Origin of the sequence: Phaeobacter gallaeciensis DSM 26640, from assembly GCF_000511385.1 — a bacterium.
Lineage (GTDB): Bacteria > Pseudomonadota > Alphaproteobacteria > Rhodobacterales > Rhodobacteraceae > Phaeobacter > Phaeobacter gallaeciensis.
In genome coordinates this window covers 1,194,207-1,208,788 of sequence record NC_023137.1, presented here as the reverse complement: position 1 = coordinate 1,208,788, position 14,582 = coordinate 1,194,207, and the positions used below count along the sequence as shown (strand labels likewise).

15 protein-coding genes are annotated in these 14,582 nt (G+C 61.1%); 11 read left to right on the top strand and 4 right to left on the bottom strand.

Annotation, left to right across the window (positions count from 1 at the left end):
• Positions 1-10: 10 nt before the first annotated feature.
• Together gatA and gatC are read right to left on the bottom strand one after the other, a co-directional pair.
• A complete protein-coding gene (gene gatA, locus GAL_RS05860) occupies positions 11-1,498 on the bottom strand; it encodes an Asp-tRNA(Asn)/Glu-tRNA(Gln) amidotransferase subunit GatA (RefSeq protein WP_024096666.1) in 1,488 nt (495 codons plus the stop codon).
• A 3-nt stretch (positions 1,499-1,501) separates the two neighbouring features.
• Positions 1,502-1,789, bottom strand: coding sequence for an Asp-tRNA(Asn)/Glu-tRNA(Gln) amidotransferase subunit GatC (gatC, locus tag GAL_RS05855; RefSeq protein ID WP_008561736.1), 288 nt, complete (start codon positions 1,787-1,789; stop codon positions 1,502-1,504).
• 195 nt (positions 1,790-1,984) lie between these two features.
• Between gatC and GAL_RS05850 the strand changes: the two genes are divergently transcribed.
• The gene (locus GAL_RS05850; RefSeq protein WP_024096665.1) at positions 1,985-2,677 is read left to right on the top strand and encodes a metal-dependent hydrolase; all 693 of its coding nucleotides are present in this window, start codon (positions 1,985-1,987) and stop codon (positions 2,675-2,677) included.
• Between the two features lie 136 nt (positions 2,678-2,813).
• Here GAL_RS05850 and GAL_RS05845 read toward each other — a convergent pair whose 3' ends face one another.
• Entirely contained in the window at positions 2,814-3,437 is a 624-nt protein-coding gene (locus GAL_RS05845) for a DNA-3-methyladenine glycosylase I (RefSeq protein ID WP_024096664.1), read from the bottom strand.
• A gap of 60 nt (positions 3,438-3,497) precedes the next feature.
• Positions 3,498-3,959 carry a nucleoside deaminase gene (locus GAL_RS05840; RefSeq protein ID WP_024096663.1) on the bottom strand — a complete coding sequence of 154 codons (462 nt, stop codon included), beginning with the start codon at positions 3,957-3,959 and terminating at the stop codon, positions 3,498-3,500.
• A gap of 62 nt (positions 3,960-4,021) precedes the next feature.
• On the opposite strand from GAL_RS05840, the gene GAL_RS05835 reads away from it, so the two are divergent.
• From GAL_RS05835 to GAL_RS05790, 10 genes are all read left to right on the top strand, one after another.
• On the top strand, positions 4,022-5,284 hold the full coding sequence (locus GAL_RS05835) for a pseudouridine synthase (protein ID WP_040103962.1): 1,263 nt from the start codon (positions 4,022-4,024) through the stop codon (positions 5,282-5,284).
• Between the two features lie 190 nt (positions 5,285-5,474).
• Complete coding sequence (locus tag GAL_RS05830) at positions 5,475-6,392, top strand: 5-bromo-4-chloroindolyl phosphate hydrolysis family protein (RefSeq protein WP_024096661.1); 918 nt, start codon at positions 5,475-5,477, stop codon at positions 6,390-6,392.
• A 22-nt stretch (positions 6,393-6,414) separates the two neighbouring features.
• Positions 6,415-7,611, top strand: coding sequence for a toxic anion resistance protein (locus GAL_RS05825; RefSeq protein WP_024096660.1), 1,197 nt, complete (start codon positions 6,415-6,417; stop codon positions 7,609-7,611).
• 86 nt (positions 7,612-7,697) lie between these two features.
• The gene (locus GAL_RS05820; protein WP_040103961.1) at positions 7,698-8,582 is read left to right on the top strand and encodes a DUF2927 domain-containing protein; all 885 of its coding nucleotides are present in this window, start codon (positions 7,698-7,700) and stop codon (positions 8,580-8,582) included.
• Between the two features lie 98 nt (positions 8,583-8,680).
• On the top strand, positions 8,681-9,868 hold the full coding sequence (locus GAL_RS05815) for an SPFH domain-containing protein (protein WP_024096658.1): 1,188 nt from the start codon (positions 8,681-8,683) through the stop codon (positions 9,866-9,868).
• 94 nt (positions 9,869-9,962) lie between these two features.
• Positions 9,963-10,163, top strand: a complete 201-nt coding sequence (locus GAL_RS05810; RefSeq protein ID WP_024096657.1) for a hypothetical protein — start codon at positions 9,963-9,965, stop codon at positions 10,161-10,163.
• Positions 10,164-10,172: 9 nt separating this feature from the next.
• Complete coding sequence (locus GAL_RS05805; protein WP_024096656.1) at positions 10,173-11,324, top strand: TFIIB-type zinc finger domain-containing protein; 1,152 nt, start codon at positions 10,173-10,175, stop codon at positions 11,322-11,324.
• A 55-nt stretch (positions 11,325-11,379) separates the two neighbouring features.
• Positions 11,380-12,051 (top strand): nitroreductase, encoded by a 672-nt coding sequence (locus GAL_RS05800; protein WP_024096655.1) that lies wholly within the window; start codon positions 11,380-11,382, stop codon positions 12,049-12,051.
• A gap of 28 nt (positions 12,052-12,079) precedes the next feature.
• Positions 12,080-12,526 carry a D-aminoacyl-tRNA deacylase gene (dtd, locus tag GAL_RS05795; RefSeq protein WP_024096654.1) on the top strand — a complete coding sequence of 149 codons (447 nt, stop codon included), beginning with the start codon at positions 12,080-12,082 and terminating at the stop codon, positions 12,524-12,526.
• Positions 12,527-12,982: 456 nt separating this feature from the next.
• Positions 12,983-14,569, top strand: a complete 1,587-nt coding sequence (locus GAL_RS05790; protein ID WP_024096652.1) for an ABC transporter substrate-binding protein — start codon at positions 12,983-12,985, stop codon at positions 14,567-14,569.
• The last annotated feature ends 13 nt before the right edge of the window (positions 14,570-14,582 follow it).

The window sequence follows — 14,582 nt, the reverse complement described above, 5'->3', positions numbered from 1 at the left end:
AGAACAGGGTTTACCACCAATGCCCGGGCTTGGCCACAAATCCGGCCGCCTCTTCCAGCGCATAGGCTGTATTCAGCAGATCGCCCTCTTCCCAAGGACGGCCAATCAGTTGCAGCCCTAGCGGCAGCCCCTTCGCGTCCACACCAGCAGGCACAGAAATCCCCGGCAGACCGGCGAGGTTCACGGTCACGGTGAAGACGTCGTTCAGATACATCTGCACCGGATCCGCGTCGGTCATTTCGCCCAAACCAAAGGCCGCAGAGGGCGTGGCCGGTGTCAGGATCGCGTCGATACCCTGCGCAAAAACATCCTCGAAGTCCTTCTTGATCAGGGTCCGGACCTTACGGGCGCGGTTGTAATAGGCGTCATAGAACCCTGCGGAAAGCACATAGGTACCAACCATCACACGGCGCTGCACCTCATGGCCGAAGCCCGCAGCGCGGGTTTTTTCGTACATCTCGGTGATGCCGTCACCAGCCTCCAGCGCAGCGCGCTGCCCGTAGCGCACACCATCATAACGTGCGAGGTTCGATGACGCCTCTGCCGGGGCAATCACATAATAGGCTGGCAGCGCGTATTTGGTGTGCGGCAGGGAGATATCGACGATTTCCGCACCGGCAGCGCGCAGCATCTCGGCCCCTTCGGACCAGAGTTTTTCGATCTCCGCAGGCATGCCATCCATGCGATATTCACGCGGGATGCCGATTTTCTTGCCTTTGATATCGCCGGTCAGCATCGCCTCAAAGTTCGGCACGGCAAGATCGGCGCTGGTGCTGTCCTTGGGGTCATGACCACACATGGCTTCCAGCATCATCGCTGCGTCGCGCACAGATTTGGTCATCGGACCGGCCTGATCCAGCGATGAAGCAAAAGCCACCACACCCCAGCGCGAGCAACGGCCATAGGTGGGTTTGATGCCGGTGATACCGGTGAAGGCCGCAGGCTGGCGAATCGAGCCGCCTGTATCGGTGCCGGTTGCCGCGAGGCATAGATCAGCCGCCACTGCGGAGGCGGACCCACCGGAGGAGCCGCCCGGTGTCAACTGGGCCTCATCCCCCTCGCGCCGCCAGGGGCTGACGGCATTGCCATAGACCGAAGTCTCGTTGGACGAGCCCATGGCAAATTCATCCATGTTCAGCTTGCCCAGCATCACTGCACCGGAGTCCTGAAGCTGCTGGGAGACGGTGGATTCATACTCGGGCTTGAACCCCTCCAGAATGCCGGAGGCCGCCTGACTGTCGACACCTTTGGTGCAGAACAGATCCTTGATGCCAACCGGTAGGCCACACATGGCAGGCGCGTCACCTGCCTTGATCCGTGCATCCGCCGCCTTGGCGCGTTCCAGCGCAATTTCGGGCGTCTTATGCACGAAGGCATTCAGCGCATCCGCCGCATCAATGGCTTTCAGGCAAGCCTCGGTCAGCTCGACAGAGGTGGTGTCGCCCTTGCGCAATGCGTCACGAGCGTCGGACAGGGTCAGTTTGTTCAGTTCGGTCATGTCTTATTCAACCACCTTGGGCACTGCGAAAAAGCCTTCGCGGGCATCGGGAGCATTGGCGAGGATCTTGTCCTGCTGATTGCCATCCGTGACCTCATCCACCCGGCGCTTCAGCCGCTGGGGAGTTACGGAGGTCATCGGCTCGACGCCTTCGACGTCCACCTCGTTCAGCTGCTCGATAAAGCCGAGGATGGTGTTGAACTCATCTGCCAGTGCGGGCAGCGCGTCCTCTTCGACCTTGATACGGGCCAGTTTGGCCACCTTGGCGGCGGTGCTTTGGTCAATCGACATGGAAACCCTCATCTCGTGTTAGCACGCATTTACCGCCGCACTGCCGCCGCCGCAAGCCTGCGGGCGCGTGAATGCCACTGGAATTCGGCGAAGAGGCGTCTGAGTCTGTGGATTTTTGCCTCCGTCACGATAGGCTTGGGACAGGACATCGCCCCAACCGGGTCCTATCGCAACTGCAATGAGGGAGGAGAGAACATGAAGATCATCTGGCTGGGCCATGGCAGTTTTCGCATTGAGACCGAAGAACAGGTTCTGCTGATTGATCCCTGGCTGACCGGCAATCCGATGCTGCGCGACGATCAGCATGACGCCGCCATCGCAGGTGCCACCCATATCATTCTGACCCATGCCCATTTTGACCATGTCATTGATGTGCTGGCGCTGGCGCGGCGGTTGAATGTGCCAATCGTGGGTCAATATGACCTGATGGGCATCTGGGGCGAGACCGAAGATGTGACCACCATCGGCTTCAACAAGGGCGGCACTGTCAATCTGGATGGCCCCGATCTGGCCATGGTCCCGGCCTCGCACAGCTCGACCTTCGCAACGCAGGATGGGTTGCGCACCGCCGGCAGCGAAGTTGGTTATATGCTGATGAGCGAGGGGAAAACACTCTATATTTCCGGCGATACCGGGCTGATGGCCGATATGGACTGGATGGCGGACTACTACAAACCCGAGGTAGGCATCCTCAGCGCCGGCGGACATTTCACGATGGATATGGCTCAGACGGCATATGCGGCAAAGCGGTATTTCAGATTCAAGACACTGATCCCTTGTCACTATCGCACTTTCCCGATCCTGGAGCAGAGCGCCGAAAAACTGGCCGAAGCGCTGCCTGATGTCGCGGTCATCGAACCGCAGGTTCTCGAGGCGATCGAGATTTAAGCGGGGCCTCCCGCCCGGACCGCGATCTGCGGTGCAGATCCGCTCCCGTTGGGCAGGGCGCCGTCCTGAGGGACGGCGGCGATGGCCGCTACATACCTACACGCCCTCATAAAGAAAGACCCGCTGATGACTCGTGTCACCCGGCCTGAGACACTGCAGGAGAGGTGAAAGCGGCACGCATCTGGGCGGCCTTTTTCCTACAGATACAGTCTGTTGCGTGATCATTCACCAATCCCATCGCCTGCATGAAGGCAAAACAGGTGGTGGGACCGACAAATTTCCAACCGCGTTTCTTCAGCTCTTTTGACAGCGCAGTCGACTGCGGCGTGATGGAGGCCGTCTGTGGCGGCACCTGCTCATCCGGGCCGGGTTCAAAGGTCCAGAAAAACGCCGCCAGCGATCCTTCGGCCTCCACCATTTCCTCAGCGCGGCGGGCATTGTTGATCACCGCTTCGATCTTGCCTCTGTGGCGAATGATACCTGCATCCTGCAACAGGCGCTCCACGTCCTGAGGTCCAAACCGGGCGACACGGGTCCAGTCGAACCCCGCAAAGGCGGCCCGGAAATTCTCGCGTTTGGCCAGAATGGTGCGCCAGCTCAGACCTGACTGAAAACTCTCAAGACAAATCTTCTCAAACAGACGCTGATCATCCGCAACCGGATAGCCCCATTCGTGATCATGATAGGGCAGAAACTCTGGAACGGATCCAGCCCAGCCACAACGCAACTGCCCGTCAGGGGCTAGAAAATCCTTGCTCATATCTTTCGCCCTCCTGCGGCGCGACCGGACTATTAGGCTATGGGCAGCACAGCTGTCGGGTCAACCATCCGCCGAACGGCGCGCAGCAAAGAAGGCCTTCAGGAGGGTTTCAGCCGGTTCTGCGCTGATGCCCTCATAGACCTCAGGCGCGTGATGGGCCTGCGGATGCGAGAACACACAGGCCCCGTGGGCGACACCGCCGGATTTTGGATCAGAGGCCCCATAATAGACACGGCGAATGCGGGCTGCCGCAATTGCAGCGGCGCACATCGCGCAGGGTTCCAGCGTCACATAGAGATCATAACCATTGAGGCGCTCCGACCCGGCGGCAGCGCAGGCCTCGCGGATCACCAGCACCTCGGCATGGGCGGTCGGGTCGCTCCACTCTCGGGTTCGATTGCCTGCACGGGCTACCACCTGCCCCTCTGGAGAGATCAGAACGGCCCCCACCGGCACCTCTCCGCGCGCGGCGGCGGCTTGGGCCTCGGCAAGGGCAACATCCATGTGAGAACGAAACGGCATAGCCCCTCCCTGCCCCAGAATGGGAGCTTTCGCAACTGCGCGGAATGATCTATGGCCTCAGTATGAGCAAAACACCATCTTCCCCCAGGGGCCAGCGCCCCGGTGCGGCGAAACCCGCCCGCGCCAGCAAGAAACCGACCAACACGGCTGTGAGCGGTGACAGCCCCGAGGGCGACCGCATTGCCAAGGTCCTGTCACGGGCCGGCGTCGCCTCGCGGCGCGAGGCCGAGCGAATGATCGCCGAAGGACGCGTTGCGGTAAACGGCAAGATCATCGACAGCCCGGCGTTGAATGTGGTGTTGGGGAAAGATCGGATCGCCGTGGATGGGACCCCGATGCAGGATCCGGAACCACCCCGGCTTTGGCTCTATCACAAGCCCGCAGGTCTGGTGACCACCACCAGTGACGAGCTGGATCGCGCGACCATCTTTGACGAGCTGCCCGAAGACATGCCCCGCGTGATGACCGTCGGGCGGCTTGACCTCAACTCTGAGGGGCTGTTGCTGCTGACCAATGACGGCGGCATCAAACGGCAACTGGAGCTGCCCTCCACCGGCTGGCTGCGCCGCTACCGCGTACGGATCAACGGCCGTCCGAAAGATACCGATTTCGAACCGCTGCGTCAGGGGTTGGTGGTTGAGGGAGAGCGGTTCCAGCCGATGACCGTCGCGCTGGATCGCCAGCAGGGGGCCAACGCATGGCTGACCATTGGCCTGCGTGAGGGCAAGAACCGCGAAATCCGCCGTGCCATCGAAGACATCGGATTTACCGTGAACCGCCTGCTGCGCCTGTCTTATGGCCCGTTCCAGTTGGGCAGCCTCAAACCCGGCGAGGTCGAAGAACTGCGCCCACGTGTAGTGCGGGACCAGCTGGGGCTGGAGACGCCGGAAACCGAGGCAGACGAGAAGCCCAAACGCCCGACCCGCCCGGCGCGTGGACGCCCCGGCGCGGGCAAACCTGGGACAGCGCACGGCGCGAAACCAGATTTCAAATCTGGCGGCAGGCCAGGCGGGAAACCATCAAGGCGGTCCTTCGGCGCATCAGATCGCCCGGACGGCAAAGGCAGCGAGCGGTCCGGTGGCCGCTCCACTGGAAAACCAGACGGCAAATTTGCTGGCAAAGGCAAACCCGCAGGCCGGGCAACTGACCGCACCGCAGACAGGCCCGGTGGTAAGCCTGCGGGCAAATTCGGCGGCAAGCCTGTCGGCAAACCCGGCAGCAAACCCGCAGATGGCGGCGCCAGCCGAGACGCAGGGCGCGGTCCCGGCCGAAGCTCTGGCAAAGGTCCCGCACCGCGCGGTGGCGGCAAACCAACACGCCGCTGAGTGCCCTGCCCTGAGAAACTGCGCCCGCCTTTTCAGAGTTCCCCCTAGCAAGATGGCGCTGCATATCCTAAGTTTCCAATTGCTTGCAGCGCTCATCTTGGGGGAACAGACGTGCAGAAACTCGCCTTTGTGGCCTTGCTGATCCTGATGATTGGTCTGGCAACCGGCTGGCTGGTCGGAGGCTGACTCCATGGCACAGCGTTTTGGCGGCAAGTACAGTCCCGATGGCCGCGACAAAGGGGCCGATAAAGCCCCCGCCTCCGGTCACAACACCTCCAGCGCCAACAGCTACCGCAGCGCCAAGGTCGATCCCGTCGGCATGCGCGCCAATCTGATGGCCCTGCCTGCGGGATTGGTGGCGCTGATGTCTGTATTTTCGGACGCAGCCGGTCTGGCGTTTGGCCTGCTTGCCGCAGCAACCTGGGCCGGTTCGGCCTATCTGCTGCGCGATGGTCTGCGGGCTAAAGCCGCCTATGATGATCGCAAAGTTGCCCGCCGCCCCGCCCTGCCACGCAAAATTCTGGCCGCCCTACTTTGCGGCATCGGCGCCCTATTTGCGGCCTGGCGACAGGATCCCGGCGCATTCAGCGCGCTGATCTATGCCGCAGCGGCAGCTGGCCTGCATCTGGCGGCCTTTGGCCTGGACCCGCTGCGGGATAAAGGCGCTGAAGGCATTGATGATTTCCAGCGTGACCGCGTCGCCCGAGTTGTAGACGAGGCCGAAACCTATCTCGCGGCGATGACCGATGCTGCCCTGCGCGCCCGCGATCGCAAGGTCGAACAGCGCGTTGAGGCCTTTCAGGAAGTGGCGCGTGATCTCTTTCGTACGGTCGAGGAAGACCCCCGCGATCTGACCGGGGCGCGGCGCTACCTCACCGTCTATTTGATGGGCGCGCGCGACGCGACGATCAAGTTTGCCGATATCTATACCCGCAGTGGCGACACGAAATCGCGTGAGGACTATCTGACTTTGCTGCGCGATCTTGAGGAGAACTTCGCCGCTCGCACCCGCAAGATGCTGCTGGAAGATCGCACCGATCTGACCGTTGAAATCGACGTGCTGCGCGATCGTTTGCAGCGCGAGGGCGTTCATCTGGACACCCGCTGACACAGCCATAAGGAATTTGCACATGTCCGAGACGACCCAGAAGAAAGCCGCCAAGGAAACGCAAATCGTTTCCGAGATCACCGCGATTGAGCTGCCGGAACCGGTGGCTGAGATCCAGTCGCTGGAGCAGGCCGATGAGGCCACCAGCGCCGATATCCAGTCACGTATGGCGCAGATAGATATGTCGGACAGCAACTCAATCATCCACTTTGGCTCTGCCGCGCAGGCAGAATTGCAGCAAATCAGCCAGGCGATGCTGACGGATGTGCGCAACAAGGACGTTGGTCCGGCCGGTGATAGCTTGCGCAACATCGTGACCACCATTCGCGGGTTTTCAGTGTCGGAGCTGGATGTGCGCCGCAAGCGCAGTTTCTGGGAACGCCTGCTGGGGCGCGCGGCGCCTTTTGCCAAGTTCACCGCCCGGTTTGAGGATGTTCAGGGCCAGATCGACCGAATTACCGATAATCTTCTCGGTCATGAGCATCAGCTGCTGAAGGATATCAAATCGCTGGATCTGCTCTATGCCAAGACGCTGAGCTTCTATGATGAGCTGGCGCTTTATATTGCTGCCGGTGAGGCCAAGCTAGCGGAGCTGGACAGCAAGGAAATCCCAGCGCTGGAATCCGCTGTTGCGGCTGCGGCGGAGAGCGATCAGGTGATGCGCGCACAGGAGCTGCGCGACATGCGCGCCGCCCGCGACGATCTGGAGCGTCGGGTGCATGATCTGAAACTAACCCGTCAAGTCACCATGCAGTCACTACCCTCAATCCGGCTGGTGCAGGAAAACGACAAATCGCTGGTGACCAAGATCAACTCGACGCTGGTGAACACGGTGCCGCTTTGGGAGACACAGTTGGCACAGGCCGTGACCATCCAGCGCTCGGCAGAGGCGGCAGCCGCCGTGCGCGACGCCAATGACCTGACCAACGAGCTGTTGACCTCCAACGCCGCCAACCTGCGCGAAACCAACAAGGTGATCCGTCAGGAAATGGAGCGCGGCGTTTTCGACATCGAAGCGGTCAAACAGGCCAATGCCGATCTGATCGGAACCATCCAGGAAAGCCTGCAGATCGCCGACGACGGCAAGGCCAAGCGCGCTGCCGCAGAGGAAGATCTAAAGAAGATGGAAGCCGAGCTGCGCGACACATTGGCCGCTGCCAAAGCGCGCCGCGACGGTGTTGGCGACACAGCTGCCACGGCGGTCCCCGGCACCGCATGAAAAAGGCCCACCCCATAAGGCCGCGGCCGCCCCGGCGGCGTATGATCCCAGCGGTGCTCGCTACGCTCGCTGGGGCGGCGCTGCTGATGGGGTGCGATCCCTTGGCTCAGCGCACCTCTCTGGTACCGCCGACGCGGCCCGCAGATCTCGCGCCGGAGCCAAAGCCCCCTTCTGCCGAAAGCCAGCGTCTAGCCCGCTACTACGGCACACTACAGCAGGATCTGCTGACCCGTGGGCTGTTGCGCACAGACGGTGGCGGACCGGAGACGCCTTATGATGCGGATGACCTGCGCCGGAATTTTGAACAGATTGCCTTTTACGACGAATATGGCAGCAATAACCTGCGCACCTCCGGGGCGTTGGGGCGTTGGCAGGGTCCGGTGCGCCTGCGCGCCGACTTCGGCCCCTCCGTAAGCGCAGAGCAACAGCAGAAAGACCGCGCAACGCTGGAGGCCTACGCCGCCCGTCTGGCCCGGATCACCGGTCATCCCATCAGCACAACGACCAGCCGTGCCCGAGCCAATTTCAATGTGATCTTCGCTGGCGCGGATGACAGTGCCTATGTGGCGAGGCGGGTGCGAGACATCCTGCCGTCGATCAGCGACGCCGATCTTCAGGTCTTTGCCAACCCGCCGCAAAGCTACTACTGTCTGGTGCGCGCCGGGGGGCTGCAGGCGGATCCCTCCTCTTATATGCGCGGCGTGGCACTCATCCGGGCCGAACACCCTGACCTTGCCCGCCAAAGCTGTATCCACGAGGAAATCGCTCAGGGCCTTGGCCTGCGCAATGACAGCCCGCAGGCGCGTCCCTCGATCTTCAACGATGATGATGAATTTGCGTTGCTGACCAGTCAGGACGAAAAACTTCTGCAGATCCTTTACGACCCCCGCCTGCACCCTGGCATGTCCGCCGATGAAGCCCGGCCCATCGTGCAGGCGATTGCCTATGATATCATGGGGGAACCGCGCTAAGCGCGGCTGTCTCCCGCCCGCGCCTCGGCGCGCCCAACATCGTGCTGCCCTGCACGCCTGCCATGATGCCAGCCGCATCGCCGAAGGAGGATGAAACCATGGGTATTTTCGACTTTCTCAAGGGAGAGTTCATCGACGTCATCCACTGGACCGACGACACCAATGACACGCTGGTCTGGCGTTTTGAGCGTGAAGGTCACGCGATCAAATATGGCGCCAAGCTGACGGTCCGCGAAGGTCAGGCAGCGGTCTTTGTGCATGAGGGCCAGCTGGCAGATGTCTTCACACCTGGTCTCTACATGCTTGAGACCAACAACATGCCGATCATGACGACGCTACAGCATTGGGATCACGGGTTTCAGTCGCCGTTCAAATCGGAGATCTACTTCGTTGACACCACCCGGTTCAACGATCTGAAATGGGGCACCAAAAACCCAATCATGGCGCGGGACCCGGAGTTCGGCCCCCTCCGCCTGCGCGCCTTTGGCACCTACAGCATCCGGGTGGTGGACCCGGCCCGGTTCCTGACCGAGATCGTCGGCACCGATGGCGAATTCACGATGGACGAGATCTCCTTCCAGATCCGCAATATCATCGTACAGCAGGTGAGCCGGGTTCTGGCGGGTTCCGGCATCCCGGTACTGGATATGGCGGCCAATACGGCTGATCTGGGCAAGCTGGTCGCGGCGGAGATTTCCGCCACGGTCGCTGAGTACGGCATCGCGATCCCGGAGCTATATATCGAGAACATCTCGCTGCCCGCCGCCGTCGAACAGGCACTGGACAAGCGCACCCAGATGGGGATCGTCGGTGATCTTGGCCGCTACACGCAATTCTCTGCCGCCGAGGCGATGACCGCCGCCGCCCAAACGCCCAACAGCGGTATGGGGGCTGGTATGGGCATGGGGATGGGCATGGCGATGGCCCAACAGATGGCGCAGATGGCGCAACCCGGTACCGCCAGTCATGCAGCGGGTCAGCCCACCGGTCCCTGGGGCGCACGGCCCGCACCCGCTGCCACGCAGGCCCCAGTGCAAGCCGCGCCGGTTGCTCCGCCGCCGCCGCCGGTGGAGCATGTCTGGCATATTGCAGAAAATGGCCAGACCAGCGGCCCTTTCTCCAAGGCCCGGCTTGGCCGGATGGCACAGGAGGGCGCGCTGCGCCGCGACAGTCTTGTGTGGACGCCCGGTCAGGATGGTTGGAAAGCCGCTGGTGAGGTGCTGGAACTGGCGCAGCTCTTCACCATCCTACCTCCACCGCCGCCTCCGCCGCCCCCGACAGGCTAACATCAAACAAACCAAAGGGCGCTGTCATCATCGGCGCCCTTTCTCTCGACTAGCGCAGCTCACGCACAATGAAGAATACGGTAACAATGACACCATGGAGCGCGGTCAAACGGTTTCACTGGTCGAACCAGTTCGTATTGTCTCTCTTTTTGTGACGGGGCTGCACGGGATTGCCTTTCACGCGCTGCTCATCCTGATCGCGCTGCATGGGCTCTTTCATCTTTTGCACCCTTTCCTGTTGAAGGACTGCGCCCTGCGCATCATGGTACCGAAACTGCTGCACAAGTATCTTTGAGGTTCCCTCGTGACCCAGCCCCCCCTGCCTCCTTCCGGTCCGTTCTCAAACGAGACCGCTGCGCCCTCCGATATCCACGCTCCGCTGGCGGAGCACCGGTTCCCTTGTGAACAATGCGGCGCAGATTATCGCTATGACCCGCAAAACGGCACGCTGACCTGCGACCACTGCGGTCATCAGGAGGCGATCCGATCTGGCCCATGGCGCGGTGGCAGTCTGCGCGAGTTGGATTTCGATACCGCGCTATCATCAGGTCTGGCCGAGGCCGACATGGAAGAAACCCGTGTGCTGCGATGCCCCAATTGCGCCGCACAGGTGGAGCTGGACCCGAATGACCACGCCGGCGAATGTCCCTTCTGCGCCACGCCCATGGTCACGGATACCGGCACCCATCGCCATATCAAGCCGAAGGGTGTGCTGCCCTTCGCTTTTGACGAGCGCAGCGCCCATAAGGCGATGGCGGACTGGTTGGGTCAGCTCTGGTTTGCGCCAAACGGCCTGCAACAATATGCCCGCAAGGGACGGCGGATGGACGGGATCTATGTGCCTTACTGGACCTTTGATGCTGAAACCCGCTCCCAGTATCGCGGCCAGCGCGGCACGGTCTACTATGTCACCGAAACTGTCGTGGTCGATGGCAAACGCCAGTCCCGGCAGGTGCCTAAGGTGCGCTGGCGGCCTGTCTCGGGGCGGGTACAGCGGTTCTTTGACGATGTTCTGGTGCTGGCTTCCAAGAGCCTGCCGAAAAAGAACACCGACGCGCTGGAACCCTGGGATCTGTCGGCGCTGGAACCCTATCAGCCGCAGTATCTGGCCGGGTTCCGGGCGGAGGCCTATGCGGTGGAGCTGGCCGACGGTTACAGAGAAGCCAATGCGCGGATGCGCCGGGTGATCGAACGCGATGTGCGGTTTGATATCGGCGGCGACCGGCAACGCATTGACTATATCGACAGCAATTTCTCCGACATCACGTTCAAACACGTGCTGCTGCCCGTCTGGCTCGCGGCCTATAAGTACCGGGGCAAAACCTATCGGTTTGTGGTCAACGGACAATCGGGCCGGGTGCAAGGAGAACGCCCTTATTCCGCGTGGAAGATTGCGGCCGCCGTTATCGTGGCGCTGATCGTTGGGGGTGTTGTGGCGTACTTCGGATCACGTTGACAGCCAAGCCTCGCACTCGTTTCGACCTACTGATGTCAGAAATCAAGGACCCGCCATGACCACTCTGCCAGCCCTTGATGCCCTGTTCAGTCAGCGCCACAGCTGCCGTGCGTTTCGCCCGGATCCGGTGCCGCGCGCGGTGATCGAGGATATTCTGCGCTGCGCACAGAAAGTCCCGTCCTGGTGCAATGCTCAGCCCTGGCAGGTGACGCTGTTCAGCGGTACCGCCACCGATGCGCTGCGATCTGCGCTGATGGAAGCAGTGATAAAAGATTCCGTTGCGCCGGATCTGCCCTTTCCCGAACGCTATAGCGGCGAATACAAAACCCGCCGCCAGGCCTGCGGCTGGGCCTTATATGAGGCGGTGGGCGTCGAACGCGGCGATCGCGCAGCCTCACACCAGCAGATGATGCGCAATTTCACCCTGTTTGACGCCCCCCATTGTGCCATTCTGACCAGCCCCAAGGAGCTTGGCCCCTACGGCGCGCTCGATTGCGGTGGCTTCATCACCGGCTTCACACTTGCTGCGACAGCCGCAGGTGTGGCAACCATTGCGCAGGCAGCGGTAGCTACATATGCCCCGATGCTGCATCAGTTCTGCGACATACCGGAGGATCGCAACGTCCTTTGTGCCCTGTCCTTCGGCTACAGCAATCCAGACCATCCTGCTAATCAGTTCCGAACGGAACGCGCCGAGTTGGGCGATTTTACCAGCTGGCGCGACTAACGCCTTTGCCCCGTGAATAGGAGAGATTATGCGTGCTCTGATCCAACGCGTTTCTGAGGCCTCCGTCTGTGTTGACGATGAGGTCATCGGCGATATCGGTCCCGGCCTAATGATCCTGATCTGCGCCATGGAAGGCGACAGTGAAGCACAAGCCGATCAGATGGCGGCCAAGATCAGCAAGCTACGGATCTTTAGCGATGAAGCAGGAAAGATGAACCGCTCCGTGAAAGACATCGGCGGCAGCGCCTTGGTCGTCAGCCAGTTCACCCTTGCCGCCGACACCCGCCGGGGCAACCGCCCCGGTTTTTCCAATGCTGCCGCCCCGGACCTGGGGGGCGCGCTGTATACCAGATTTGCCGACCAACTGGCGGCGCTGGAAGTGCCTGTTGCGCGCGGATGCTTTGGGGCGGATATGCAGGTCGCTTTGGTCAACTCCGGCCCGGTGACCATTTGGATGGACAGTGCCGACTGGTGAGTTTGCGCAGGCTGTGGATGTCGCGTTTCGTCCGGTCCGGCTCTATGCAATCCGCCCTGCCCTGGCGGTGAACATCGCAGCAAAACCGTAAAAGACGGAGCGGGTGCCAGTCACGCACGGCAGCCCGGCGCTCCCAACTACAGACCTCTTCAAGCAGAAAATGCGCTGATTTTCGCCAGCCATTGGCGAATACCTCGGTGTGAGCGGGATAATATTTGATCTCTGGTCCGGGAGGCTTTTTTCCACATATTGTCCCGCCAAGCATTCACTTCCTGCCAAATACGACATAGCAGTCGCAAAAGGCGACGGGATCACCGTCTCTTGAAGACTTCGCCGCCTCCTCTAGCGCCAAAAAGGACGCTAATAAGGGTTGCGAGGTCGCATCAAATGCGCAAACCTTGAATGACAATTCAAGAAATGACGTGTTCAGCGTCTAAATACGACAGGGAGTCCGCAATGAAAGACCAACTTGATTTCATGACGCAAAGCGTCACCTCCGGCAAAATGACCCGGCGTGAATTCATGGGCAAAACCGCTGCACTGGGGATCAGCGCCGCTGTTGCAGGCAGCATGTTTGCCCGCGCAGCTGAGGCAGCAGGCCCGGTCAAGGGAGGCACGCTGAAGCTGGGCTCCATCGGGGGTGGCAGCACCGACTCGCTGGATCCGGCCGTGGCTGCCAGCCAAGTGCCTTATCACAACCTCTATCAATTCGGCGAAACGCTGGTAAATGTGACCCCCGAGGGTGGCATCGAAAATCGCGTCGCCGAAAGCGTTGAAGCCAGCGCCGACGCCAAGACATGGACCTTCAAAATCCGTAAGGGTGTTGAGTTCCACAACGGCAAGTCTGTGACCGCTGAAGATGTGATGCGTACGATGGAACGCCACTCCAACGATGACAGCCAGTCCGGGGCCCTGGGCATCATGCGCGGTATCGAGAGCATGAAGGCCGATGGTGATAACTTCATCGTGGAGCTGACCACGCCAAACGCCGACCTACCCTATCTGATGGCCGACTATCACCTGATGATCCAGCCCGATGGCGGCTTTGACAACCCGGCGGCAGGCATCGGCTCCGGCGCCTATATGCTGGAAGCAGATGAGCCCGGCGTGCGCCACATGTGGAAGAAAAACCCCAACTACTGGGACGACACCCGTGGCCATGTAGATGAGGTCGAGATCGTCGTGATCAACGACGCCACCGCTCGTATGGCAGCGCTCCAGTCCGGTCAGGTCCACATCGCCAACCGTGTTGAGCCAAAGGTTGCGGGTCTGCTGGACCGCGCGCCGAACCTGACTGTGCGCAATGCCGCGGGTCCGGGTCACTATGTGTTCATCATGCATTGCGACACAGCGCCGTTCGACAACAACGAACTGCGTCTGGCGCTGAAATACGCCATCAACCGTGACGAAATGGTCGATAAAGTGCTGCGCGGCTACGGCTCTGTTGGCAACGACATGCCTGTCAACGCAGCCTACCCGTTGTTTGACGACAGCATTCCGCAGCGCCCGTTTGATCCGGCGAAGGCGGCTGAGCACTACAAGAAGTCCGGCCATGACGGCAGCCCGATCACCCTGCGGGTGTCGGATGTTGCCTTCCCCGGCGCCCTGGATGCAGCACAGCTGTTCCAGCAGTCCGCGAACGCAGCCGGCATTCCGCTGGAGCTGAAGCGCGAGCCCGGTGATGGTTACTGGTCGGAAGTCTGGAATGCACAGCCCTTCTGCGCCTCCTACTGGGGTGGCCGTCCGGTGCAGGACCAGATGTATTCAACCGCGTATCTCTCGACCGCAGACTGGAACGACACCCGCTTCAAGCGCGAAGATTTCGACAAGCTGTTGTTTGCCGCGCGTGGTGAGCTGGACGAAGCCAAGCGCAAAGCGCTTTACAGCCAGATGGGTATGATGGTGCGGGACGAAGGTGGTCTGATCTGCCCGATGTTCAACGACTTCATCGAGGCGACCAGCAGCAAGGTTCAGGGTTGGGTGGTGGATTCCACCGGCGATACCATGGCCGGCAAATGGTCGCATAAGTGCTGGTTGGCCTAATAGAGGTCTATGC

Bases quoted from the DNA above. Each gene is read 5' to 3' on its own strand.
- gatA (WP_024096666.1), bottom strand. From the start codon at position 1,498: ATGACCGAACTGAACAAACTGACCCTGTCCGACGCTCGTGACGCATTG.
- gatC (WP_008561736.1), bottom strand. From the start codon at position 1,789: ATGTCGATTGACCAAAGCACCGCCGCCAAGGTGGCCAAACTGGCCCGT.
- GAL_RS05850 (WP_024096665.1), top strand. From the start codon at position 1,985: ATGAAGATCATCTGGCTGGGCCATGGCAGTTTTCGCATTGAGACCGAA.
- GAL_RS05845 (WP_024096664.1), bottom strand. From the start codon at position 3,437: ATGAGCAAGGATTTTCTAGCCCCTGACGGGCAGTTGCGTTGTGGCTGG.
- GAL_RS05840 (WP_024096663.1), bottom strand. From the start codon at position 3,959: ATGCCGTTTCGTTCTCACATGGATGTTGCCCTTGCCGAGGCCCAAGCC.
- GAL_RS05835 (WP_040103962.1), top strand. From the start codon at position 4,022: ATGAGCAAAACACCATCTTCCCCCAGGGGCCAGCGCCCCGGTGCGGCG.
- GAL_RS05830 (WP_024096661.1), top strand. From the start codon at position 5,475: ATGGCACAGCGTTTTGGCGGCAAGTACAGTCCCGATGGCCGCGACAAA.
- GAL_RS05825 (WP_024096660.1), top strand. From the start codon at position 6,415: ATGTCCGAGACGACCCAGAAGAAAGCCGCCAAGGAAACGCAAATCGTT.
- GAL_RS05820 (WP_040103961.1), top strand. From the start codon at position 7,698: ATGGGGTGCGATCCCTTGGCTCAGCGCACCTCTCTGGTACCGCCGACG.
- GAL_RS05815 (WP_024096658.1), top strand. From the start codon at position 8,681: ATGGGTATTTTCGACTTTCTCAAGGGAGAGTTCATCGACGTCATCCAC.
- GAL_RS05810 (WP_024096657.1), top strand. From the start codon at position 9,963: ATGGAGCGCGGTCAAACGGTTTCACTGGTCGAACCAGTTCGTATTGTC.
- GAL_RS05800 (WP_024096655.1), top strand. From the start codon at position 11,380: ATGACCACTCTGCCAGCCCTTGATGCCCTGTTCAGTCAGCGCCACAGC.
- dtd (WP_024096654.1), top strand. From the start codon at position 12,080: ATGCGTGCTCTGATCCAACGCGTTTCTGAGGCCTCCGTCTGTGTTGAC.
- GAL_RS05790 (WP_024096652.1), top strand. From the start codon at position 12,983: ATGAAAGACCAACTTGATTTCATGACGCAAAGCGTCACCTCCGGCAAA.